Origin of the sequence: Roseateles asaccharophilus (genome assembly GCF_031458115.1) — a bacterium.
Classification (GTDB): domain Bacteria; phylum Pseudomonadota; class Gammaproteobacteria; order Burkholderiales; family Burkholderiaceae_C; genus Pelomonas; species Pelomonas asaccharophilus_A.
Genome location: NZ_JAVDXV010000003.1, coordinates 255638 through 278077, shown reverse-complemented (window position 1 = coordinate 278077; position 22440 = coordinate 255638). Strand labels below are relative to the sequence as shown.

The 22440-nt window shown below is 69.3% G+C and carries 20 protein-coding genes; 6 read left to right on the top strand and 14 right to left on the bottom strand.

Features of this window, described 5'->3' with window-relative positions; genetic code table 11:
* Positions 1-24: 24 nt before the first annotated feature.
* The 5 genes from J2X21_RS09690 (at position 25) to J2X21_RS09670 (ending at position 7143) form a co-directional block, all read left to right on the top strand.
* The gene (locus J2X21_RS09690; protein ID WP_310327820.1) at positions 25-984 is read left to right on the top strand and encodes a serine/threonine-protein kinase; all 960 of its coding nucleotides are present in this window, start codon (positions 25-27) and stop codon (positions 982-984) included.
* A gap of 168 nt (positions 985-1152) precedes the next feature.
* On the top strand, positions 1153-3747 hold the full coding sequence (locus tag J2X21_RS09685; protein ID WP_310327817.1) for a hypothetical protein: 2595 nt from the start codon (positions 1153-1155) through the stop codon (positions 3745-3747).
* Between the two features lie 10 nt (positions 3748-3757).
* A complete protein-coding gene (locus J2X21_RS09680; protein WP_310327815.1) occupies positions 3758-5818 on the top strand; it encodes an ATP-dependent helicase in 2061 nt (686 codons plus the stop codon).
* Between the two features lie 149 nt (positions 5819-5967).
* On the top strand, positions 5968-6342 hold the full coding sequence (locus J2X21_RS09675) for a hypothetical protein (protein ID WP_310327812.1): 375 nt from the start codon (positions 5968-5970) through the stop codon (positions 6340-6342).
* 111 nt (positions 6343-6453) lie between these two features.
* Positions 6454-7143, top strand: a complete 690-nt coding sequence (locus tag J2X21_RS09670) for a PEP-CTERM sorting domain-containing protein (protein ID WP_310327810.1) — start codon at positions 6454-6456, stop codon at positions 7141-7143.
* 5 nt (positions 7144-7148) lie between these two features.
* Here J2X21_RS09670 and J2X21_RS09665 read toward each other — a convergent pair whose 3' ends face one another.
* The 4 genes from J2X21_RS09665 to J2X21_RS09650 form a co-directional block, all read right to left on the bottom strand.
* On the bottom strand, positions 7149-9215 hold the full coding sequence (locus J2X21_RS09665; RefSeq protein ID WP_310327805.1) for a primosomal protein N': 2067 nt from the start codon (positions 9213-9215) through the stop codon (positions 7149-7151).
* A 319-nt stretch (positions 9216-9534) separates the two neighbouring features.
* Positions 9535-10605, bottom strand: coding sequence for a uroporphyrinogen decarboxylase (gene hemE / locus J2X21_RS09660; RefSeq protein ID WP_310327802.1), 1071 nt, complete (start codon positions 10603-10605; stop codon positions 9535-9537).
* An 8-nt stretch (positions 10606-10613) separates the two neighbouring features.
* Positions 10614-11603, bottom strand: a complete 990-nt coding sequence (locus J2X21_RS09655) for a PEP-CTERM sorting domain-containing protein (RefSeq protein WP_310327799.1) — start codon at positions 11601-11603, stop codon at positions 10614-10616.
* Between the two features lie 95 nt (positions 11604-11698).
* Positions 11699-12535, bottom strand: a complete 837-nt coding sequence (locus J2X21_RS09650) for a D-hexose-6-phosphate mutarotase (RefSeq protein WP_310327796.1) — start codon at positions 12533-12535, stop codon at positions 11699-11701.
* Positions 12536-12613: 78 nt separating this feature from the next.
* Here J2X21_RS09650 and J2X21_RS09645 point away from each other — a divergent pair, with 78 nt between their 5' ends.
* Positions 12614-13330 (top strand): class I SAM-dependent methyltransferase, encoded by a 717-nt coding sequence (locus tag J2X21_RS09645; protein WP_310327794.1) that lies wholly within the window; start codon positions 12614-12616, stop codon positions 13328-13330.
* On the opposite strand, the gene J2X21_RS09640 is transcribed toward J2X21_RS09645, so the two are convergent.
* The 10 genes from J2X21_RS09640 to J2X21_RS09595 form a co-directional block, all read right to left on the bottom strand.
* A complete protein-coding gene (locus tag J2X21_RS09640; protein ID WP_310327792.1) occupies positions 13327-13989 on the bottom strand; it encodes a 4'-phosphopantetheinyl transferase family protein in 663 nt (220 codons plus the stop codon). The genes J2X21_RS09645 and J2X21_RS09640 overlap by 4 nt on opposite strands.
* Positions 13990-14007: 18 nt before the next feature.
* Positions 14008-14445 (bottom strand): excinuclease ATPase subunit, encoded by a 438-nt coding sequence (locus J2X21_RS09635; protein ID WP_310327791.1) that lies wholly within the window; start codon positions 14443-14445, stop codon positions 14008-14010.
* A gap of 73 nt (positions 14446-14518) precedes the next feature.
* On the bottom strand, positions 14519-14962 hold the full coding sequence (locus J2X21_RS09630; RefSeq protein ID WP_310327789.1) for an Sbal_3080 family lipoprotein: 444 nt from the start codon (positions 14960-14962) through the stop codon (positions 14519-14521).
* A gap of 46 nt (positions 14963-15008) precedes the next feature.
* Positions 15009-16244, bottom strand: coding sequence for a beta-ketoacyl-ACP synthase (locus J2X21_RS09625; RefSeq protein WP_310327787.1), 1236 nt, complete (start codon positions 16242-16244; stop codon positions 15009-15011).
* The gene (locus J2X21_RS09620) at positions 16241-16966 is read right to left on the bottom strand and encodes a 3-ketoacyl-ACP reductase FabG2 (protein ID WP_310327785.1); all 726 of its coding nucleotides are present in this window, start codon (positions 16964-16966) and stop codon (positions 16241-16243) included. Before J2X21_RS09620 ends, J2X21_RS09625 begins: the two co-directional genes overlap by 4 nt.
* Positions 16963-17421, bottom strand: a complete 459-nt coding sequence (locus J2X21_RS09615; protein ID WP_310327783.1) for a hotdog family protein — start codon at positions 17419-17421, stop codon at positions 16963-16965. Before J2X21_RS09615 ends, J2X21_RS09620 begins: the two co-directional genes overlap by 4 nt.
* Positions 17414-18586 carry a beta-ketoacyl-ACP synthase gene (locus J2X21_RS09610; RefSeq protein ID WP_310327780.1) on the bottom strand — a complete coding sequence of 391 codons (1173 nt, stop codon included), beginning with the start codon at positions 18584-18586 and terminating at the stop codon, positions 17414-17416. Before J2X21_RS09610 ends, J2X21_RS09615 begins: the two co-directional genes overlap by 8 nt.
* Complete coding sequence (locus J2X21_RS09605) at positions 18583-19131, bottom strand: DUF3261 domain-containing protein (RefSeq protein WP_310327777.1); 549 nt, start codon at positions 19129-19131, stop codon at positions 18583-18585. Before J2X21_RS09605 ends, J2X21_RS09610 begins: the two co-directional genes overlap by 4 nt.
* Positions 19128-20204, bottom strand: coding sequence for a class I SAM-dependent methyltransferase (locus J2X21_RS09600; protein ID WP_310327775.1), 1077 nt, complete (start codon positions 20202-20204; stop codon positions 19128-19130). The genes J2X21_RS09605 and J2X21_RS09600 overlap by 4 nt, the downstream gene beginning before the upstream one ends.
* A complete protein-coding gene (locus tag J2X21_RS09595; RefSeq protein ID WP_310327771.1) occupies positions 20197-22434 on the bottom strand; it encodes an MMPL family transporter in 2238 nt (745 codons plus the stop codon). Before J2X21_RS09595 ends, J2X21_RS09600 begins: the two co-directional genes overlap by 8 nt.
* Positions 22435-22440: the final 6 nt, after the last annotated feature.

Below are 22440 nucleotides of genomic sequence, written 5' to 3'. Positions count from 1 at the left end.
CGGGTCACCCCTAATATGCGGTCCATGCGCATGCCCAATGTGAAGCTGCCCCCACCTGCCGCCGCCGCCCCTTTGGACGAAGGCCAGGCGCTGGGCGTCTGGCGGCTGGAGAAGCCGCTGCCGGACGGCGAGCAGGCCCACGCGGGTCAGTGGTACGGCGCCCACCACGGCATGGCCACCGAGCAGAAGGCCGCCGTGCTGGTGCTGGACCGCAGCGACCAGGGCGCCGGCGTCATGCTGCGCTATGCGGACCAGGCCGGCGACCTGGCCCGGCTACAGCACCCGCACATCGCCGTGCCCAGCGACAGCGGCGTGACGCCCGACGCCCACCCCTATCTGATCATCGAAGGCCAGCATGGCGAGCCGCTGCTGCCGCAACTGCACCAGTTGGGCCTGCGCGCGCGCATCGAGCTGCTGGTACAGCTGTGCGAGGCGCTGCGCTCGGCCCACCAGCAGGGCTGGCTGCTGGCCGAGCTGGACCCGGCCATGATCTGGCTCAACCCCGAAGGCCAGGTGCGCCTGATGGGCCTGGGCCTGGCCCGCATCCCCGACCCCACAGACCCCTTCGACCGCGGCCTCAGCCTGGGCGCCGCGCCGGCCTTCGTCGCCCCCGAGCGCCGTGCCGGCGGCCCACCCAGCCTGGCCAGCGAGGTCTATGGCCTGGGCGCCTTCGCCCGCGTGCTGATCTGCGGCTGGGAAGACACGCCCACCGGCCCGGCGCCGCTGCGCGGCAGCGCCGGCGACCAATGGCCGCGTCTGAAGGAAGAGCAGCAGATCAAGCTGGACGCGCTGCTGCGCGCGACGATGGCGGAATCGCCCGAGCTGCGCACGCGCGGTGCCGAAGGCCTGGCCGACGAACTGCGCGAGTGGCTGGGCCTGACCCCGGCGCGCAGCAGCGCCGCGGCGGATCCGCCACCCACCCCGGCCGGCGCCCGCCCGGCCTGGTGGCGCCGGCTGCTGGGGCTGGGCACGGCCACGTCCTGAAGACGGTCGCAGACCTGCGTCCGGGGGATTGTGTGGGGGTGCGCCAGGGGCGACGCTCGGCAACAATGCGGCCCCCATTCGAAGGTTCGCCATGGCCCGCTCGCTGCCTGCATTCCTGACCGCCATCTGCCCCACCCTGCCGCTGGCCAGCCCGCGGCGCCAACGCTGATGGCCGCCGTCGGCGCCACGCCGGCCACTGGCCTGCTGGGCCTGGGCGAGCTGCAGCTCAAGCTGCCCACCACCAGGACGCAATGGCTGGCGCTGGCCGCCGGCCTGGGGCTGGGTCTGATCGGCGCCGAGCTGGCCTGGCACCACCCGCTGTCGGGCCCGCTGGCGCTGGCCGCCTGGGGGCTGGCCGTGCTGGCCGCGGCACTGTTCTGGGTCAAGACGCCGGTGCTGCTGTTTGCACCCTTGCCGCTGATCGGCTTGGCACCGTGGAGCGGCTGGATCAGTTTCGAGGAGATGGACCTTCTCGTCACCGCCTGCGGCTGCGGTGGCTACCTGGCCTATGCGCTGCAGCTCAATGCGCGCGACCGCGCGCCGGCCTGGCGCCATGGGCTGGTGTATTCACCCTTGGCCGTCATGCTGGTGCTGGCCTTCGCGCTGTCCACGCTGTGGAGCGTGAAGCGTGGCTTCTCCGATGCCGGCGGCTTCCAATTCGGCTGGTTCCACGGCTACCACGAGGCGATGAACTCGGTGCGCAATGCCAAGGCGGTGTTCCTGGTGCTGGCGCTGCTGCCGCTGTGGACCGCCGCGGCGGCCGCGCGGCCCCGCGGCTTCTCACGCGGGCTGCTGCTGGGCCTGGTGCTGGCGCTGGCCGGCGGCTGCGCCGCGGCGCTGTGGGAGCGCCTGGCCTACACGGGGCTGCTGGACTTCTCCACCGACTACCGCACGACCGCGCTGTTCTGGGAGATGCACGTGGGCGGCGCCGCGTTGGACGGCTTCCTCGTGCTGACGCTGCCATTCGCGCTGCTGGCGCTGCTGCGCACGCGCTCGCCTTGGCGCTTCGCCATCGGCATGGGCATCGCGCTGCTGGCGGTCTATGCCGTGCTGACGACGTTCTCGCGCGGCGTGTATCTGGCGCTGCCGCTGGCGCTGGCGCCCATGGTCCTGCTGGCGGACGCGCAGCGCCGCCGTGCGGCCGGTGCCGGCCCGGAAAGCAGCAGCCACGCCGACAGCACGCTGGGCGCCGTCGACGAACCGCTGCCACGCCTGGCCAAGATCGGCGCACTGGCGATGGCCGCGGCCTTCGCGCTGGCCGCGACGCTGGTGTTCGGCGGCGGCGGCTACCGCGGCCTGCTGGCGCTGTTCTTCGTCATGGTGGTTCTGCTGACGCTGCCGGCCAGCCTGTGGCGGCCACCCCTGGGGCAGCGGCTGACGGCGCTGATCATGGGCGGCCTGCTCGCGCTGCTGCTGGGCGCGGCCAGCTGGGCGCTGTCCACCGCCGTTCCGAAGGCGGCCTATGTGCTGAACTTCGTCGCGCTGCTGTGCTGCGCAGCGCTGCGATGGCTGGACAAGCCCGACCAGACCCGTCCCATCTACGTGCTGCTGACGGCCACGGCCTGGTTCTGGCTGCTGGCCAGCATGGTCATCGTGGCCGACTACTGGGGCGGCACGACCGGCCGCTACACCTCGCTGGCAGCCGGCCTCGCGCTGGCCAGCGTGTTCGCGGCCATGCTGCTGGAGCACCGGCTGTGGCCGCTGCGCGAGACGGGCGCGGCCGGCTGGCGCAAGCGTGCGCTGCTGGTGGCCGGGCTGGTGCTGGTGATGGCCGTCGTGGCCGCGTTGGGCGGCGGCGCCTACCTGCGCGACCGCGTCGCGACGTGGAAGGAAGACGGCCAGACCCGGCTCACGCACTGGCACGACGGCCTGCGCCTGCTGCACGGCGGCCGGCAATGGCTGCTGGGCAAGGGCTCCGGCCGCTACGTGGCCAGCAATCTCTATGACGGTCCCGAGCAGTACCAGGTCGGCGACTACCGGTTGCGCACCGACGAGGACGAGGCCTTCCTGGCGCTGACCGCCGGCAAGCACATCCAGGGGCGCGGCGAACAGTTCCGCATGAGCCAGCGCGTCGCGACCCCGGCACCCGGCCCGGTCACGGTGACGCTGGTGGGTCGCACCGCGCAGGACGCCGTGCTCGGGCTGCAGCTGTGCGAGAAGAACCTGCTGTACCCCGACAACTGCTTCGGCGCCGAGACCATCCTGAAGCCCGAGCGCGCCGCGGATGCCCCGCCGGACACACCAGCCGCCTGGCAGACCCACAAGTTCAAGCTGGGGCCGGTGACGCAGATGGGCGGCGACTGGTGGGCGCCGCGCTTCGTCACGTTCTCGCTGTCGCTGGGCACGCGCGGCGCGCGCGTGGACATCAGCCGCATCGCGATGCACGACAGCCAGGGCCGGGCGCTGCTGGTCAACGGCGACTTCAACCGCGAGATGGCGCGCTGGTTCTTCTCCAGCGACCGCCATCACCTGCCCTGGCACATCAAGAACGCGGCGCTGCATGTGCTGTTCGAGCAGGGCCTGATCGGGCTGGCGCTGGCGGGCAGCCTGTACGTGCTGGTGCTGGTGCGGCTGAGCTTCGGCCGCGGCCGCGACCACCCGCTCGCGCCGGCCTTCGTGGCCGCGCTGATCGGCTTCGGCACGGTGGGCGCCTTCGACAGCCTGCTGGACGCACCGCGCATCGGCTTCATCTTCTTTGCGCTGCTGCTTTTGGGGCTTGGCCTCAGAGCACTACCCGGCGAGGGCGTAGCCCGAGTGGCATGATGCGCGCCCCATGTCGTCCGCCCCGCCATCCGCCGGCCTCAACCCGGCCCAGCTAGCCGCCGTCCATCACCTGGACGGCCCCTGCCTCGTCATCGCCGGCGCGGGCTCGGGCAAGACCAAGGTCATCACGACCAAGATCTGGCAATTGCTGCAGTCGGGCTACCGGCCCGGCCAGATCGCCGCCATCACGTTCACGAACAAGGCCGCGCAGGAAATGCGCGAGCGCGCCAAGGCGCTGGTGGGCAAGAAGGCCGCCAAGGACCTGGCGATCTCGACCTTCCACTCCCTGGGCGTGCGGCTGCTGCGCGAGGAAGGCACGCGCGTCGGCCTGAAGGAGCAGTTCTCCATCCTGGACAGCGACGATGTGCTGAACGTGCTGAAGGATGCCGGCGGCACCACCGACGCCAAGCAGGCGCAGCGCTGGCAATGGACCATCTCGCTGTGGAAGAACCAGGGCATAGGCCCGGCGCTGGCGGCGCAGGTCGCCGCGGACGACGATGAGCGCTCCGCCGCCGCCGTCATGGTGCGCTACCAGGAGCGCCTCGCGGCCTACCAGGCCGTGGACTTCGACGACCTCATCACGCTGCCGCTGAAGCTGCTGACCACCGACGCCGAGGCGCGCGAGAAGTGGCAGAACAAGCTGCGTTATGTGCTGGTGGACGAGTACCAGGACACCAACGCCGTGCAGTACGAGTTGCTGAAGGCGCTGGTGGGCGACCGCGGCATGTTCACCGCCGTGGGCGATGACGACCAGTCCATCTATGGCTGGCGCGGCGCCACCATCGAGAACCTGAAGCGCCTGCCGACCGACTACCCGGCGCTGAAGATCATCCCGCTGGAGCAGAACTACCGGTCGACGGGCTCCATCCTGCGCGCCGCCAACAACGTCATCGCGTTGAACCCCAAGCTGTTCCAGAAGAAGCTGTGGAGCGAGTACGGCGACGGCGACGCCATCGCGCTGCTGGAGGCCGACGGCGAGGAACACGAGGCCGAGCGCGCCGTGGCGCGCATCCAACAACTGCGCGCCGACGGCAAGGGGCCCAACTTCAAGGACTTCGCCATCCTGTACCGCGCCAACCACCAGGCGCGCGTGTTCGAGCAGGCGCTGCGGCGTGCGCAGATCCCCTACAAGGTGTCGGGCGGCCAGAGCTTCTTCGACAAGGCCGAGATCAAGGACTTGTGCGCCTGGCTGCGCCTGCTGGTGAACCAGGATGACGACCCGGCCTTCCTGCGCGCGGTGACGACGCCCAAGCGCGGCATCGGCCACACCACGCTGGGTGCGTTAGGCACCTTCTCGGCGCAATGGAAGTGCAGCATGTTCGAGGCGCTGTTTTCCGAGAGCCTGGCCACGGCGCTGACCAAGCGCGGCCTGGACAGCCTGCACGAGTTCGGCCGTTATGTGAACGAACTGCAGTACAAGGCCCGCCACACCGAGGGCCACACCGCCGCGCACGCGATGCTGATGGAATGGCTGAAGGACATCGCCTACGAAGCCCACCTGATCGACAACGAGGAGAACGAAAAGGTGGCCCAGGCCCGCTGGGGCAACGTGCTGGATTTCGTGGACTGGGTGGCCAAGCGCTGCGGCGGCCAGCAGAGCGAGGAAGACGGCGTCAGCTTCACCGAGCCCAAGCAGAGCGTGCTGGACGTGGCGCAGACCATCTCCGTCATCCTGAGCCTGGCCGAGCGCGGCGAGGAGCAGGACCAGGTGACGCTGACGACGCTGCACGCGTCCAAGGGGCTGGAATGGCCGCATGTGGTGCTTGCCGGCGTCAACGAAGGCCTGCTGCCGTTCAAACGCGATGAAGAAGAAATGACGGCCGAGGCGCTGCAGGAAGAGCGGCGGCTGATGTACGTGGGCATCACCCGCGCCCGTACGACGCTGGCCGTCTCCACGCTGCGCCGTCGCAAGAAGGGCCGCGACGCGGTGGTGGGCATCCCCAGCCGCTTCCTGGCCGAGATGAAGCTGAACGAGGGCGGCACCCGTGAGGATCCGCGCGAGAAGCTCAAGCGCATGCGCGAGGAACTGGCGGCCAAGGTGGCCGCCCGGGGCGAACCGCCGCGCGATTGACGACAAAACTGCGACGCTGGCAACCGTCTTCAGGGCTTGATCGCCCATTCGCGGGGGTCCCCCCTGAGCGCGTGAAGTCTTCACACCCTGGCCACGCTACGCTGCGAACAATGCGTTCCAGCCCTTCAGTTTCACGGTGAGCCCGCATCATGAAAGCCCTTGTCCTCGCTGTTGCCCTCGCTGCCCTGAGTTCCTCCGCACTGGCCGGCGCCACGCCTGACGCCCAGCCCAAATCGGGGCTGGACTCGCGCGCGACCACGGTGGTGGCGGACGCGGGCCGCTTCGGCTCCGCCGGGCTGACGGCCTTGAACGGCGGCCGCTGGGCCGAGGGCCAGGCCCCGGCCGAGATCGACGGAAGCCAAGGCGCCCTCGTCACGAACGTCGATGCCGGCATGCTGCTGGCGGGCCTGGGCGTGCTCGGCTACATGCTGTTCCGCCCGCTGGCGCGCGCGCTGCGTCGCCAGGAACAGCAACGCCGCGCCGCCGCGCTGGCCGCCACCCTGCCCCACACACCGCAGCGCTGAACTCCTCGGCGTGAACTGCGCCACAGGCCGCACACCCGCCTGAGGGGGCTGCAGAAGCAGGCGTGAAGTCTGCACCCGGCGCCTGCCGGGACTGGCCGAAGAATCGCGGCCATGAAACGCCTCATGCCCCTGCTCGCGCTGGCCGTCTGTGCCACAACCACCGTCGCCGCCCCGGCACCCACGAGCAACCTGCTCGTCAACGGCAGCTTCGAAAGCACCACCGTCGCCAACGGCAGCTGGGTCAATGTCTCGACCACGCCCGGCTGGATCTGGCTGGACGGCCCCGGCACGGGCTTCGAGGTCCGCAACAACGTCGTGGGCCAAGCCCAGGACGGCCAGAACTTCATCGAGCTGGACACGACAGGCAACACGCTGATCGGCCAGTACCTCAACGACCTGGCGGCCGGCGCCCGCTTCGACCTGAACTTCTGGTACTCCCCGCGCGAGTTCCAGGCGGCGTCGACCAACGGCCTCCAGGTGTTCTGGAATGGCGTGCAGCTGGGCGACACGCTGACCCACCTGGGCGGCAGCGGCAACGACTGGTCGCTGCACCGCTACACCGTGACGGCGCAGGCCGGCCGCAACCTGCTGAGCTTCGCCTCCGTGGGCACCAGCGACAGCCTGGGCGGCAACCTCGACAACGTCAGCCTGCGCGCCAGCGTTCCGGAACCCGGCAGCCTGGCGCTGTGCCTGGTCGCTCTCGGCGGCATGCTGCTGGCACCCGGCGCGCTGCGCCGCCGTGCGCAACAGCGTCGTGCGGTCGCGCTGGCCAGCACGCTCCACGGCGCGCCGCGCCGCTGAGCGGCTCAGATCGCCAGCGGGTCGACATCTACGGCCCAGCGCAGCACGGCCTTGTGCTCGCGCTTCAGAGCGATCAAGGCCGGCACCCAATCGCGCAGGAAGGCTTGCAGCCGCCCGCGCTGGCTGGCTTCCACCAGCATCTGCATGCGCTCCACATCCGCCACGCGCGCCACGGCGTGTGGCACCGGCGGGTAGACCAGCACGTGGCTGTCCTGCAACAGCTCCGCCGCCGCGGTCAGGAAGGCCTTGGCCGCCTCCGCCGTGCGGGCCTCGGCGCGCAGCAAGGCCAGGTGCGCGAACGGCGGCAGACCGGCGGACTGGCGCTCGGCCAACTGGTCGCGCGCGAAGCGCTCGTAGTCGTGCCGCGCCAGCGCCTGGTACAGCCCGTGGTCGCGATGCCAGGTCTGCACCCACATCTCGCTGGGCGATTCCCCTGAGGCATCACGCCCCGCGCGGCCGCCGGCCTGCATCAGCAACGCGAACAGCCGCTCAGGGGCGCGGAAGTCGCTGCTGAACAGCGCCCCGTCCGGGTTCACGGCCGCCACGAAGCGGATGCGCCGGAAGTCGTGGCCCTTGGTCACCATCTGCGTGCCGACCAGGATGTCGACCTCGCCGTCATGCACGGCTTTCAGCTGCGCCTCCAGCTCACCCTTGCGGCGCGTGGAATCGGCGTCGATGCGCAGCACGCGCGCGCCGGGCAGCGCCTCGGTCAGCTGCTCTTCCAGCTTCTCGGTGCCGCGGCCAATGGGCGCAATGTCGTGGTTGCCACAGTTGGGGCAAGCCTGCGGCACGCGCTCCGTGAAGCCGCAGTGATGGCAGCGCAACGTTCTGTCGCGCTTGTGGAACACGCGCCACGCGCTGCAATGCGGGCAGTCGCTCTTCCACTGGCATTCGCCGCAGTGCAGCACCGGCGCGTAGCCGCGGCGGTTCAGGAACACCAGGCTCTGCTCGCCGCGTTCCAGCCGCCTTTTCAGTTCGGCCAGCAGCGGTGCGGTCAGCGCGGTCGTCACGCCGGCGGACGGCGGCAGCGCCTTCATGTCGAACAACTTGACCTTGGGCAGCGCACCCCCACCGATGCGGCTGGCCAGCGTCACGCGCTCATAACGACCCGACTCGGCGTGCTGCCAGCTCTCCAGCGACGGCGTGGCCGAGCCCAGCACGACCGGCACCTTCAGGTCGTGCGCCCGCCACACGGCCAGGTCGCGCGCCGAGTAGCGCGCGCCGTCCTGCTGCTTATAGGACGGGTCGTGCTCCTCGTCGACGACGATCAGCCCAAGGTCGGGCAGCGACGCGAACACGGCCAGCCGCGTGCCCAGCACCAGACGCGCCCGGCCCAGGTGGGCGGCCAGCCAGTTCTGCAGGCGCTGCGCCGGCGTCAGCGCGCTGTGCAGCGACACGATGGCCAGCGGTTCGGGCAGCAGCGCCGCGAAGCGCTCTGTGAAACGGGCCTCCAGTTGAGGCGTCAGGTTGATCTCGGGCACCAGCACCAGCACCTGCCGCCCCGCCGCCAGCGCGGCCTCTGCCGCGCGCAGGTAGACCTCCGTCTTGCCGCTGCCCGTGACACCGAACAGCAGCACCGGCTTGATGGCCACATCGCCCGCGATGCGCGCCGCGATGCGTTCGACCGCCTGGGCTTGTTCAGGCGCCAAATCCGGCCGCACCGGTTCGACCGCGCCCCCCTTGGCCGGCTTGCGCTCCAGCTTGCGCAGCCGGGCCGCCAATTGCTCGGGCGACAGTTCACGTAGCTGCGGTGGCAGCACCGCGCTGGCCAGTTCGCCCACGCTGCGCTGGTAGTAGCCGGCCGCGAAGTCCAGCAGCCGGCACCAGTCATCGCCCAGCGGCGGCAGCGCGTCGAAAACGGCCGTTAGCGGCTTCAGGGCCAGGCCTGCGGCGGGGGACGACTCGCCCGACCAGACGACACCCAGCAACTCGCGTTTGCCCAGCGGCACCCGCACCAGCGAACCCGGCGTGAGCGCCTGCTCACTCGCGTAGTCAAGCGGGCCGCTCAGGCCACTATGTTGGGGCGCATCCACCGCGACGCGCAGCACGAAAGGCGCTGCCGCGTCAGCCACCGACAGCTCCGCAGGGTTTGTGAAGTACCGGCTCAGCAAACCATCGCAAGCTCATGATTTGCAAGGGATCTCAGGTTGCCCACAATTTCTGTGGATAAGTTTGTGAGCAAATCGCGTTGACCATCGTTGTCGTGCGCGAGCGTCGCGCACGACGCCCCGAAGTGGCGCTTCGACGCTCGCGCAAACGGCCCTTCAAAATCAATCACTTAGCAACGCCTCGGGAAAACGCGTATTTGCACCGCACCATTCTTCGCCGCGCCCGCTCGCATCCCAATATTTGGGGATAAGTCCCTGGGGACTGTGCAGATTTGACGATCTGTCAAAGCCCCGAACGCAGCCGGCGCGAGTGGCTGTGCACCTCGTCCACCAGTGCCGTGACGCTGTCCGGCGGCGTGAACTGGCTGATGCCGTGGCCCAGGTTGAAGATGTGGCCCGGGTGCGCACCGAAGCTGTCCAGCACGCGGCGCGCTTCGGCACGCACGGCCTCGGGTGGCGCGAACAGCACGTTGGGATCCAGGTTGCCCTGCAGCGCCACGCGGTCGCCCACACGAGCGCGCGCCGCGCCGAGGTTCATCGTCCAGTCCAGGCCCACGACGTCGGCGCCGGCATCGGCGATCTCGTCCAGCCACAGGCCGCCGCCCTTGGTGAACAGGATGCGCGGGATGCGCACCCCGTCATGCTCGGTCTTCACGGCCGCCAGCACCTGGCGCGAATAGGCCAGGCTGAACTGCTGGAAGGCGCGGTCCGCGAGCACGCCGCCCCAAGAGTCGAACAGCATGACGGCCTGAGCGCCGGCTTCGATCTGCGCGTTCAGATAGGCGGCCACCGCGCGGGCGTTGACGTCCAGCATTCGGTGCATCAGATCGGGGCGCGAATACATCAGGCTCTTGACCTGGCGGTAGTCGTCCGAGCCGCCGCCCTCCACCATGTAGCAGGCCAGCGTCCAGGGGCTGCCGGAGAAACCGATCAGCGGCACGCGGCCGTTCAGCGCGCGACGGATGGATGTGACCGCGTCGAACACATAGCGCAGCTTGTCCATGTCGGGCACTTCCAGCGCGGCCACGGCCGCTTCGTCGCGCACGGTCTTCGCGAACTTGGGGCCTTCGCCCTGCTGGAAGCTCAAGCCCAGGCCCATCGCGTCCGGCACGGTCAGGATGTCGCTGAACAGGATGGCCGCGTCCAGCGGGTAGCGCTCCAGCGGCTGCAGCGTGACCTCGGTCGCGTAGTCGGTGTTCGTCGCCAGCCCCATGAAGCTGCCGGCCTTGTCGCGCGTGGCACGGTACTCGGGCAGGTAGCGGCCGGCCTGGCGCATCAGCCAGACGGGCGTGTGGTCGGTGGGCTGGCGCAGGCAGGCGCGCAGGAAGGTGTCGTTTTTCAGCGGGGCGAACATCCGCGGGATTATCCCAGCGGGCACTCCCGCTTCGAACGCGCCCGCCAACCCAGCAGCCCCAGGCCCAGCGCCATCAGCGCCCAGGTCTGCGGTTCGGGCACCGGCGGCGCGGCGAAGCCCTGCGCATAGTCGAAGCCGCTGGCCGAGCGCACGTCATAGGTCGCGGGATCCAGCAGCGCGCCGGTAGCTCCGTCGTACAGGCTGATGCCCATGAAGCTGGCGGTGTTGCCGTAGTCGGCGCTGTAGCTGCAGCCGCCCACCGGCTGCGGCTGGCTGGGGTGCACGGTCGCGAACGAGAACAGGCATTGGGCCGACACCGACAGCCGCCATGACAGGTCGAACTCACGATTGCCGAACAGCGCGGGGCCCAGCCTCATGCTGAAGCCGGTGGCCGTCACGTCGAACAGGTCGGAGTGGGCCAGCGTGTTGCGTTGCTGGCCGCCCGCCAGCACGTCGTGCGTGGCCCAGGTGTGCTCCTTGACCGAAACGCCCCGGCTGCCCACGATCATCGCCAGCTCGGCGTTGACATCCAGCCGCCCCACGCCGCCCTGATCCACATTGGTCTCGATGCGGCCGCCCGCGCTGCCGTGCAGCTGGTAGGCGATGCGCACCACCGTGTTGTCGTCGAGCCCCGCGCCGCTGATGAAGAAGCGGTCCTCGAAACGAGCCTCGCGCAGGCTGCCGCCGAGACCGAACATGCTGCCGTCCGCCGCCGTTGCGCGGCCCGCGCCGAACTCGGCGACGCGCAACCGCCCCAGCTCCGCCGCCATCAAGCCGCTGGTGCCCTGCTGGTTGGCCCAGCTGGCCTTCAGCACATGGTCGGGATCGGGGTTGTAGCGGGTGTTTCCGGGATAGGCCTCGCCGTTGTACGTGACCGTATAGCCCGGCGTGCCGGGGTAGATGGCGACACCCAGATAGGGCGTGCCAGCGGCCTGGGCTGCGGCCCCGGACAGCGCCAGGGTCAGCGACAACAGCAGCGGGGACAGGGTGGTCTTCATGCGGGCCTCGGGGCATGGCAACGAAACAGCTCGTCACCCGCTCCAACGCACGCCGCACCTCGAACCGGACAACGCCGGTCCGTCAGCCTAGGGGGTCAGGCCAGTTCCAGCGACTGCCGGCCCACCCAGCTCTCGCCCGGCTGCAGTTCGATGGGCCGGCCAATGCAGGCGGCCTCCACGCACAGCATCTCCGACCAGCCGTCGGGCGGCATGTCTGCCAGCTGGGCGCAGCGCTCGGGACCGGGGTTCCAGATCACCGCATCGTCGAAGCCCTGGGCGCGCACGACGACCTGGCGGCGATCCTCGGTGACCAGCAGTGGCCGTTCCTTGACGCCGTAGTAGATGCGGTCCAGGTCCAGCACGCCCTTCTCGCCGGTCAGCAGCAGGTCCATGCGCTGCAGCGCGTCGGCTTGCTTCACGGCGTCGAAATAGCGCAGGCCGGCGAGCCCCTCGACGCTGACGGCATCCAGATCCGCCACGCGCAGATAGGTGTGCAGCGCAGTCGTGAACTGCAGGGGCGTGTCGCCCAGGTTCTCGCAGGCCAGCTCGATGTCGATGCTGCGCCCGCCCACGCGCACGCTCAGCTCCAGCTCGAACGCATGCGGCCAGATGGCGCGTGTCGCATCGCTGTCCCGCAAGCGCAGCACGGCCAACGCGTCGTCCTTGCCCTGCTGCTGGCTCACCAGCTCCCACGGCAGCTTGCGCGCGAACCCATGCCTGGGCAGCGGCCCGCTCTCGGCAAATTGCGGAAAGCACACCGGCACGCCACCGCGTATGACCTTGCCGGGCGTGTACTCGCTGCGCGGGGACAGGTAGAGCTGCTCGACGCCACCGGCGGGCAGCCAGGACAGCAGATGACCGCCATGCAGCGCGATGGTGGCGGACGCGCCATCGGGGCTTTGCAGGGTGATGCTGGAAGGTTCGGAGTTCATGTGAAAACGGCGCGCGCAGCAGGCAAAGCCCTATCATCGCCGACTCATTTTTCGGCCCCCTGCGCGCCGCCCGCCGCGATGACCTCTGCCAGCGCTCCGTCCTCCCAGAAACTGGCTTTCGTGCCGGAAACCCGCTTCGGCCTGTGGTTCCTGTCGACGCCGACCTGGCGCGTGCATGTGCTGGGGCGCGCGTTGGCCGACCTGCAGCGCCTGGCGCCGGATGCGCCCCGCGGTGGCGTCATGCTGGACATCGGCACCGGCCAGGGCCATTCGCTGCCCGAGATGGCGACCCGCTTCGCGCCGGCGCAGATTCACGCGCTGGACCCCGAGCCCGACTTCGAAGCCCGCGTGGGCGCCATGGCCAAGGCCTGTCCGGTGCCCGTCACGCTGCATGCCGCACACGCCGAGAGCATCCCGCTGCCCGACGCGTCGGTCGACATCGTGCTGTGCCACCAGACGCTGCACCACATCGTTGATCAGTCCGCGGCGTTGGCCGAGGTGTTCCGTGTGCTCAAGCCGGGCGGCATGTTGCTGCTGGCGGAGAGCACGCGTGCCTACATCCACAGCTGGGTTATCCGGCTGCTGTTCCGCCACCCCATGCATGTGCAGCGCAGCGCGGAGGAGTTCCTGGCGTTGATCCGCGATGCGGGCTTCCACGTCGATGCGGACCGCATCAGCACGCCATACCTGTGGTGGAGCCGCTCGGACCTGGGCGCCCGCGAGTGGCTCGGCTTCGGACTGCCGAAAAACCGCGAAGAGACGCTGCTCAACGTCGTCGCGCGCAAGCCCGGCTAAGGCACCAGGCGCGCGCGACTGCGGCACCACGCGGCGTCGGGCAAGCCATCCATCCGGAGCGGCAGCACCTCCACGCAAGCAACGGCCAGCACGAAGTCGCGCATCGTGGTCACGGCCACATCGGCCTGGGCATCGCCATCGTCGAACACGAGCGCACGCATCTGCGCGAAATCCAGGCCGCGGCCGCGCGCCTTCAGCCACGCCTCTTTCAGCGTCCACCAGGTCAGAAAAGGCAGCTCACGCGCCGCGGCCGGCAACGCGACCAGCTGCTCGCGCTGCGCAATGCCATGGACAGTTTCGGCCAGCGCCAAATGATCTCGCGGACGGCCCAGGCGTTCGAGATCGACGCCGACCGGAACATCGCTCGCGGCGCAGGCCACCATGCCCGAGCTGTGGCTGATGGACACCTGCACGTGGGGAACGCCGTCGACGACGCAAGCGCCGCTGTCGGCGATGGCCAGCGCGGGTGGCACCTCCACCTGCAGCCAACGCTGGACAGCCCGGCGCGCTAGCCAGCGACCGGCCAGGAAGGTGTCGCGGCGCGCGGTGCTGCCCAGTGATTGAAAGCGCGCCTGCTCGGTCGGCGTCAGCCAGTCACCTGGCGCTGCCATACCGGCAAGCAGCTCGGGCTCCGCGGCCAGAAGACAGAGCAGGCTCACACCAGCAAGACGCCGGGCTTACTCCACCTGCGCGTAGGTGCCCTTCAGCGCCACGCCGATGATGATGGCGCCGGCATGGCACTCAAAGTTGGTCGCGTTCTTGTACTCGACCTTCTTGTAATAGCTCACGATGTCGACGACGGCATTGGCCCCCTCGCGCTTGGCACTGTTCTGCAGGTTGATCAGCGCGCTCAGTGCGGCCCATTTGCAGCCGAACTCGTCCGTCTTGCCGACGCCGTTGGTCTTGGGGTTGCTGACTCCCTCGGAAAAGCGTTTGACCACCTTGGGTGTGGCTTGGCCCGCAAGAAAGAACTTGAAGTCCGGGTCCAGCTTGCCCTTGGCTTCGGGCATGGCCAGCACATCCGCGAGAGGAATATGCAGCGTGGTGTCGCGCGCGTGGGCGACGACGCTGCAAGCCAGCAACGTGGCAGCCAAGGTCAGATGTTTGATTTGCATGAGTTCTCCAGATCAATCGCCCAAAAACGCCACCACGGTGAACCGCGGTAGCCCAGAACGGTGCGCGTGCAGGTCAACGCCTCGGAAGCAGGGCAGTCGTCAGTTCCGCGACTTTCTTGTCGGCATCGATGAACTTGTTCATGTTCCCGCCACCGGATGTCGAGTCGTACACGGCCGACCCGCTGTCCTGCCCCGCTTTGAAAACACGGATCTCGGCGAAGGCCATGTAGAGCGCCAGATCCCATCGCCAGTTGGCACGATAGGTGACGGTCGTGGGGCACTCGGTGATGGACGAGCCGCTGGGCAGGCTTTTCACTTTGTAGCCCTGAGCGCGAATGCTCTTTGCCAGCGCTTCCTCGAAACCAGCGCGCACGTCGGCGGTCTTGATCACGCAGATCTCGTCAGACGCCAGCCCAGAAACCGACTGAACCTGTTGCTTGATCGCGCAAGCCGTCAACACGGACACGCTCGCAACAGCCATCAAAAACCCACGCGACGGCAAGCCAAACTTGGCCATAGATTCCTCCCTCTTGCTTTCTCTTTGCTCTAGTTGAAATGCCGGCTCAAAGCCGGCGCAGGATCAGCGACGTGTTGATGCCGCCGAACGCGAAGTTATTAGACATCGCGAATTCGGTGTCCAGCCGTTGACCGCCGGCCAGCACGTAATCCAGTTCGCCGCAGCGCGGGTCAACGTGCTGCAGGTTCAGCGTCGGCGCGAACCAGCCGGCCTTCATCATCTCCAGCGTCATCCACGCCTCCAGTGCGCCGCAGGCGCCCAGCGTGTGGCCCATGTAGCTCTTCAGCGACGAGATGGCCGTGCGCGGGCCCAGTACCGCTTGCGTGGCCTGGCTTTCGGCCACGTCGCCCTGGTCGGTGGACGTGCCATGCGCGTTGACATACGGAATGGCGCCGATGGGCAGGCCGGCATCTTCCAGCGCCAGCCGCATGGCCTGCGCCATCGTGGCGCTTTGCGGCTGCGTCACGTGCGTGCCATCGCAGTTGGTGCCGTAGCCGACGATCTCGCCCAGCATCTGCGCACCGCGCGCCTTGGCGTGCTCGTACTCCTCCAGCACAAACGTGCAGGCGCCCTCGCCCAGCACCAGGCCGTCGCGGTCCTTGTCGAAGGGGCGTGGCGTCGTGCGCGGCTGGTCGTTGTACTTGGTGCTGGTGGCAAACAGCGTGTCGAACACGGCCGCCTGCGTCGCATCCAGTTCCTCAGCGCCTCCTGCAAGCATCGCGACCTGCTTGCCGCTCTGCACCGCCTCGTACGCATAGCCCAGGCCCTGGCTGCCCGAGGTGCAGGCGCTGCTGGTCGTGATGATGCGGCCGGTAATGCCGAAGAACACCGCGATGTTGACGGTCGCCGTGTGCGACATCATCTTCACGTAGGTGTTGGCGTTGATGCCTTCGATGCTCTTGGCGCTCATCATGCGGCCGAAGTCGCCGATGGCGCTGGGTGTACCGCTGGAGCTGCCGAAGCTGACGCCGAGCCGGCCGCTGGTCACCAGCGGGTCACCGATGAGGCCAGCCTGCTCCAACGCCAACTCGGCCGAACGCGTGGCCATCTGCGCCACGCGGCCCATGCTGCGCATACTCTTGCGGTTGTAACGGTCGGCGGGCAGCTCGAACGGCGCGCAGGGCACGCCCACCTGGGTGTTCAGGCCCTCATAGCCGGCCCACTCGGGAATGCGCTGCACCTTGTTGGTCTCGGCGCGCAGACTGTCCAGCACGGTCTCGGCGTCATGCCCCAGCGGCGACAGCGCACCGATGCCGGTGATGACGACTCTCTTCTTGCTCATCCCACCATCCCCCCGTTGACCGAAATCACTTGTCGCGTGATGTAGGCCGCGTCGTCACTCATCAAAAAACTCACTAGCGCCGCCACCTCTTCGGGCCGGCCCACGCGCTTGGCGGGAATGATTTTCAGCGCTTCCTCGACGAGGCCGGTGTCGATCATGTCGGTCTCGATGAGGCCCGGCGCCACGCAGTTGACGGTGATCTTGCGGCTGGCCAGTTCCACGGCCAGCGCCTTGGTCGCACCAATGATGCCGGCCTTGGCCGCGCTGTAGTTCACCTGCCCGCGATTGCCCATGATCCCGGACACTGACGCCAGCGTGACGATGCGCCCCGGCGCCTTGCGCCGCACCAGCGGCATCGTCAGCGGCTGCAGCACGTTGTAGAAGGCGTCGAGGTTGGTGTGGATGACGGCGTCCCAGTCCTCGCCGGTCAGCGCCGGGAAGGCACCGTCGCGGGCGATGCCGGCATTGCAGACCACGCCGTAATAGCAGCCATGGGCCTCTACATCGGCCAGCAAAGCCGCAGCCGCCGCGTCGCGGTCGGCCACGTCGAACTGCAGCACGCGTGCCGTGCGGCCCAGCGCCGCGATCTCGGCCGCAGCCGCATCAGCCTGCTCGCGCTCCTTGCGGCAATGCAGGACCAGGTCGTAGCCATCACGCGCCAGGCGCAGCGCAATTGCGCGCCCGATCCCGCGGGACGACCCGGTGACGAGCACCGTCTTCATGCTTCTTCTCCATTCAAGAACGCGCTCGGGTCTTCAGGCCCGAACACCGTCAACGTCGCACTGGCCAGCTCCATACCATCCGCGTGGATGCGGCATTCGAACTGGCCCAGACCGTTGTCGGCCTGGTAGGCGCGCGCAATATCCACCTGCAACCGCTGGCCCACCCCAAAGCGCGGCACGCTGCAGCGGTAGCGACGCGTGCCCAGCAGCAGGCCGATGCGCGGCGCTTCGCCGGCCTGACGGCCCTGCCATCCCGCCCAGGCGGCGACGGCCTGGGCCATGTACTCGATACCGACCCACGCGCCCACACCGCCGTCCTGGCTGAACATGCCGTCAGCCGGCACCACCACCTCGGCGCTCAGCCGCTCGCCCTCGGCGGTGATGACGCGGTCGAGCAGACACATGGGGCCGGCGTGCGGCACCAGCTCGGTGATGGGCGGAAACCTGTCAGTCATGACTGAGCACCAGTGACGCGTTGTTGCCGCCGAAGGCAAAAGAATTGCTCATCACATGGCGCGGAGCGGTGGGCAGCCGCTGGCCGGGCATGACGAGCGCGATGGCGGGCAGTTCGGCATCGCGCTGGCCGTCGAAGTGATGCACGGGCAGGCGACCGTCGCCGGACACGGTCAGCCAGGCGATGGCGGCCTCGATGGCGCCGGCCGCGCCCAGCGCATGGCCGGTCAGCGGTTTGGTGGAAGAGCACGGCAGCGCGAGCCCGAACAGTTCGGCCACCGCGCGGCTCTCCATCGCGTCGTTCTGAGGCGTGGCCGTGCCATGCAGGTTCAGGTAGCCGATGTCGGCCGGCGCCAGGCCGGCACGCTGCAAGGCCTCGCGCATGGCCGCCAGCGCGCCGCGACCCGTGGGCTCGGGCGCGGAGATGTGGTGGGCGTCCGAGCTTTCGCCATAGCCCGACAACCGCACGGCAGACGGCTCACGGCTCAGCACGAACAGCGCCGCACCCTCGCCGATGTTGATGCCGCTGCGTGTCGCGCTCATCGGTCGGCAGCGCGCGGCGTCCACCGACTCCAGCGCCGTGAATCCCGCCACCGTCATACCGCACAGCGCGTCCACGCCGCCTACCAGCACCGCGTCGCACAAACCGGCCTTCAGCAGCCGCGCACCGCTGGCCAGCGCCTTGGCGCCGGACGAGCAGGCGGTGGACACCACATAGCGCGGCCCACCCAACCCCAGCAGTTGCGCGAGCATCAGCGCGGGCGATCCCAGCTCCTGTTGCTCGACATGGAAGCCCGACGGCAGTTGGCCGTCGCGGTCCAGTGCGGCGAGCGCCGTTTCGCTCTCGCCGATGCCGGAGGTGCTGGTGCCGAGCACGACGCTGATGCGGTCCGCGCCATAGTGGGCTATTGCGCTGTCCACCTGATCGCGGATCTGCTCCAGCGCGGCCAGCAGCAGCGCGTTGTTGCGGCTGCGCTGTGGCAGTGGCAGGTGCTCGACCGGCGGCAGCGGCGCGTGCACGGCACCCAAGTGCAGCTGATGCTCCGGCCAGACCGCGCCATTCAAAGCCACGCCACCCGGCTCGCTGGCAAACACCGCGTCACGCAGCGCGGCCAGGCCGGCACCAGCAGCGCAGATGACGCCGGGGGCCTGCAGGTACAGCCTCATGCACCCTCCTGCGGTTGCGACTCGATGACCAAGCGGTAGCCCTCCGCCATGTTGACGATCTCCACGATGCTGGCGCTCGGGCGCAGCAGCGTCAGCCGGGCTTGCCCGTCTTGTCGCAGCTCCTGCCCGGCGGCGGTCTGCACCCAGGCCCAACCTTCCGGCAAGGCGGCACGCACGGCCTCAAGAGGCCAGAAGTTCAGGCACAGGTCACGCAGCATGCGGTCGGTGTCCACCTCGGGGGGCAGCATGGGGTGACGCTGCACCTGCAACGCCGCGCCGTCCCAGCGCATCAGCAGCACGCGCTGGCCGTAGGCAAAGCCAGCCAGCAGCAGCTCCTTCGAATCCAGTTGCAGCTGCACCTCGACGCTTTGCGGCGCCGCATCGGGCCGGTCCAGTCGTGTGACGGACAGGCGCTGGCTCAGCGCCCAGCGCGCCTCGCCCAGCGCGGCGGGAGGCAGGCGCAGCTGCGGCAGGCCGCTGGCCTTGGGCGGCGCACTGGCGCACCCGCCCAGCAGCGCGGCGCTCAGCAGCAAGCGACGTTTCATGCGCGTGCAAACCTCAGCAGGCTGTGGCAATAGCCGATGCCGTCGCGCGCGGTCAGCAGCCGCAGGCCGGCGGCTTCGGCCAGGCGGACGTAGTCGGCGCTCTCGTAGACCTTGCTGTTGCCGCTGGCCATCGCAGTGAAGTAGGGCGATGTGTTGATGAGGCAATAGGCCGCGATGTCGTAGCGCTGGCGGTCCCAGAAGGTGTCCATCACCAGCACCTGACCGTTGTCGGCCAGGCAGTCAGCCACGCGCTGGAAGATGCGGGCGATTTCAGCCTCGCCGAAGCAGCTGAGGAACTGGCTCATCCACACCATGTCCATGCCGCCGGGCAGCGTCGTGGCGGCGTCCAGCAGGTTGCGAGGATGCAACTGTGCGCGCCCGCGCAGGCTCTGGGACGCGAGGTTGGCGTCGGCCACGGCCAGTTGCTGCGGGAGATCCACTAGGTGCAGCTCCACGCGCGCGTCGTAGCCCAGCGCGGCGACACTGAACTTGCCGGTGTTGGCGCCGATGTCCATCAACCGGCGCGGCGCGGTGGCGAACACGTCGGGCAGGATGTCGGGGAACGAGGTGTCCGAGTAGTGGTGGTCGAACGCGAACCAGCTCGACTTGGCGGGCTCTGGCAGGTCGGCCAGCGCGGGGTAGATGCTGGACCAGTCGCCCAGGTGCATTAGGCCCAGGGGCTTGCCGGCGTCGAGCGAGCGCTCCAGCTCGAACAAGCCCCGGTAGCAGACGTCGTGGATGAAGTCGTAATTGACGCGCGTGATGTCGTCGGAGATCAGGCAGAAGCCGGTCTTGTCGAGCTGCCAGCGGCCGCCCTCGATGAGCACGACACCCGCCGACAGACAGGACTCCAGTACCAGTTTCAGCGCATAGCGGCTCCAGCGACCGCTCGCCTCCAGTTCGTCCAGCGTGACGCCACGCTCGCCGGCCTCGCCCAGCGCCTGCAACATGCCGCGCTTCCACGCATAGCGCACGCAGTGGAAGACCACCGGGCCGAACGCGATCTTCTGGGCCTCGAAGCGGGCGTCGAAAGCGCGCTGCTTGGGGGGGGAGAAACGTTTGGTCTCAAGCATGGGGTGGCAGGAAGAGTGGGGTGAGCAACCAGGCGAGGAACACGCCGATGAGCAGGGTCAGGCCAAAGGCCTGCAGGGCCGGCGTGCCGGACAGCGCCAGCAGGCCGAAGGAGAGCAAGGTCGATGCCGCGGCCAGCGTCACCGACAGGAAGGGCCGGATCTCGTGCCGGCCCGGTTGTTCGAGCAAAAAGATGCCGTAGTCCACGCCCAGGCCCAGCAGGATGAGCAGCGGCAGGATGTGGAAGAGCTGCAGCGTCTGGCCCGCCAGGGCCAGCAGCGCCACGGTCAGTGCGCAGGCCAGCGCGGTGGGCGCCAGTGCCCGCCATGAGGCGAGGCCGAAGCGCCAGGCCAGCGCGGCCCAGGTGATGGCGAAGCCCAACACCAGCACGCCCGACATCAGCTGCCGGTAGCGCCCCAGCAGGCCGCTGACCTCACCGACCTTGTCGACCCAGGTGACGCCAGCAAGATTAAGCGCGGCCAGCGCGGCGCGCGTGTCGGCCGACTCGGCGCCGCGCAGCAGCACGACGCTGGCCACGCCATCGCCCAGCCGGCCCAGCCACTGCGCACGCACGGGCTCACTGGCGGGGCTGGCCAGCCAGTCGGCCGGCGCGAGTTCGGCAGCGCTTGCGGCGGCTGCCGCGACGGGCTGCCCCAGCCGCTCGGCGAGCACCGGGCGCAGTTCAACGGCACGAAGCGACACCAGCGCCGCATCGGCGTGCTGGCGTTGCAAAGACGGCAGCCAGTCGCTGACGGCCTGCACGCCCAGCCGCATGCCGCGCAGTTGCGCCGTCAGCGTCTCTTCGCGCTGCAGCAGCTCCTGCTCGTCACGCCCCTGCACGACGAAGAACTGCGCCAAGCCCGGCGCCTGCATCAGCCGCGCGAACTCACGCTGCTCGGCGATCAGCGAGGCGGGCGCGGACTGCAGCTGGCGGATGTCGTCGTCCACACGCAGGCGGCTGGCGCCGGCCGCGATCAGCAGCGCCGACGCCACGAACAGCACCGCCATGCCGCGGCCTCTCAAGCTGGGCCACAGCGCGCGGCGCGAGCCCAGCCAGTCGGCGAAGCGCGTGGGCGCCATGCGGCCGTTGCCGTCCAGCAGCGGGAACCACCACAGCACCGTGACGAAGGCCGCCACCAGCCCGACGGCCGAGAACACCGCAATCTGCCGCAGCCCCGGGAACGGCGGCAGCGCCAGCAACGCATAGCCGATCACCGTCGTCGCCATGGCCAGCGTGACGACGGGGATCTGGCGCGTCAGCATCGTCCAGCGCTCATGGGCCGCAAGCCCCTGCCGCGCGCTGAAGTAGTTGCTGCCGTAGTTCTCGGCCACGCCCAGCAGGCTGGCGCCAAACACCAGCGTCACGAGATGCAGCTCGCCGAATACCAGCAGGCTCACCGACGTGGCGACCAGCAGCCCCACGGCCATCGACAACGCCACCAACAGGCGCGGGCGCAACGAGCGGAAGGCCAGCAACGTCAACGCGACGATGCCCACCAGCGAGCCGGCGCCTATGGTGTGGATCTCGCGCTGCGCCTGCTCGGCCGCCACCGCAGCGAACAGCGGCACACCGGCACGGATGACCTTGGCGCCCTGCCCTCGCGCCGCCTGCACGGCGGCCTCCAGACGCGGCTGCAGCGCCTGCTGCGCGCCGACCTCGAAGCCCGAGCCCGGCAGCTCGATCAGCACCAACGCGTAGTGATGATCGGGCGTGGCGGGGTCGGCCAGCATCAGCCGACCGTCCTGCACACGCACACGGCTGCTCTGGCCGCGCTCGGCCAGCCACTGGCTGAAAAGGTTCAGCAGGTCGTCGGCCCAGGCGCCCACGCGCGGGCCGCCAACGGGCTGGTACAGCGCGGCGAGCGCCTGATCGGCCAGTTCGTCGGTTGACGCGTTGGCCAGCCGCTCGCGCGCCTGCGGCGTCAGCAGGCCGGCGCGTACCGGCGCAAAGAGCTGCAGCCAGGCCTGCTGGTCGGACGCATCGACCCGATGCCTCGCCGGCACGTCACCCAGCGCCTGCAGAAAGGCATCTGCTGCACGCTGCGCCTGCACTGCCTCGCCACCGCCGATGAGCACGGTGATGCGGCGCGCGCCGGCGTCGGCCAGCGCCTGTGTGGCCTGCGCCGCCATCGGACGCTGTTCGTCGCGCGGCAGCATGGCCAGCATGTCGGTGACGGGCGCACCCTTGTGCACGCCCCAGTACCAGGCGTTGTGCGCCAGGCAGGCGAGCACGACCAC

Coding starts and splice junctions, on each gene's coding strand:
- J2X21_RS09690 (WP_310327820.1), top strand. CDS start 25: ATGCGCATGCCCAATGTGAAGCTGCCCCCACCTGCCGCCGCCGCCCCT.
- J2X21_RS09685 (WP_310327817.1), top strand. CDS start 1,153: ATGGCCGCCGTCGGCGCCACGCCGGCCACTGGCCTGCTGGGCCTGGGC.
- J2X21_RS09680 (WP_310327815.1), top strand. CDS start 3,758: ATGTCGTCCGCCCCGCCATCCGCCGGCCTCAACCCGGCCCAGCTAGCC.
- J2X21_RS09675 (WP_310327812.1), top strand. CDS start 5,968: ATGAAAGCCCTTGTCCTCGCTGTTGCCCTCGCTGCCCTGAGTTCCTCC.
- J2X21_RS09670 (WP_310327810.1), top strand. CDS start 6,454: ATGAAACGCCTCATGCCCCTGCTCGCGCTGGCCGTCTGTGCCACAACC.
- hemE (WP_310327802.1), bottom strand. CDS start 10,605: ATGTTCGCCCCGCTGAAAAACGACACCTTCCTGCGCGCCTGCCTGCGC.
- J2X21_RS09655 (WP_310327799.1), bottom strand. CDS start 11,603: ATGAAGACCACCCTGTCCCCGCTGCTGTTGTCGCTGACCCTGGCGCTG.
- J2X21_RS09650 (WP_310327796.1), bottom strand. CDS start 12,535: ATGAACTCCGAACCTTCCAGCATCACCCTGCAAAGCCCCGATGGCGCG.
- J2X21_RS09645 (WP_310327794.1), top strand. CDS start 12,614: ATGACCTCTGCCAGCGCTCCGTCCTCCCAGAAACTGGCTTTCGTGCCG.
- J2X21_RS09635 (WP_310327791.1), bottom strand. CDS start 14,445: ATGCAAATCAAACATCTGACCTTGGCTGCCACGTTGCTGGCTTGCAGC.
- J2X21_RS09630 (WP_310327789.1), bottom strand. CDS start 14,962: ATGGCCAAGTTTGGCTTGCCGTCGCGTGGGTTTTTGATGGCTGTTGCG.
- J2X21_RS09625 (WP_310327787.1), bottom strand. CDS start 16,244: ATGAGCAAGAAGAGAGTCGTCATCACCGGCATCGGTGCGCTGTCGCCG.
- J2X21_RS09620 (WP_310327785.1), bottom strand. CDS start 16,966: ATGAAGACGGTGCTCGTCACCGGGTCGTCCCGCGGGATCGGGCGCGCA.
- J2X21_RS09615 (WP_310327783.1), bottom strand. CDS start 17,421: ATGACTGACAGGTTTCCGCCCATCACCGAGCTGGTGCCGCACGCCGGC.
- J2X21_RS09610 (WP_310327780.1), bottom strand. CDS start 18,586: ATGAGGCTGTACCTGCAGGCCCCCGGCGTCATCTGCGCTGCTGGTGCC.
- J2X21_RS09605 (WP_310327777.1), bottom strand. CDS start 19,131: ATGAAACGTCGCTTGCTGCTGAGCGCCGCGCTGCTGGGCGGGTGCGCC.
- J2X21_RS09600 (WP_310327775.1), bottom strand. CDS start 20,204: ATGCTTGAGACCAAACGTTTCTCCCCCCCCAAGCAGCGCGCTTTCGAC.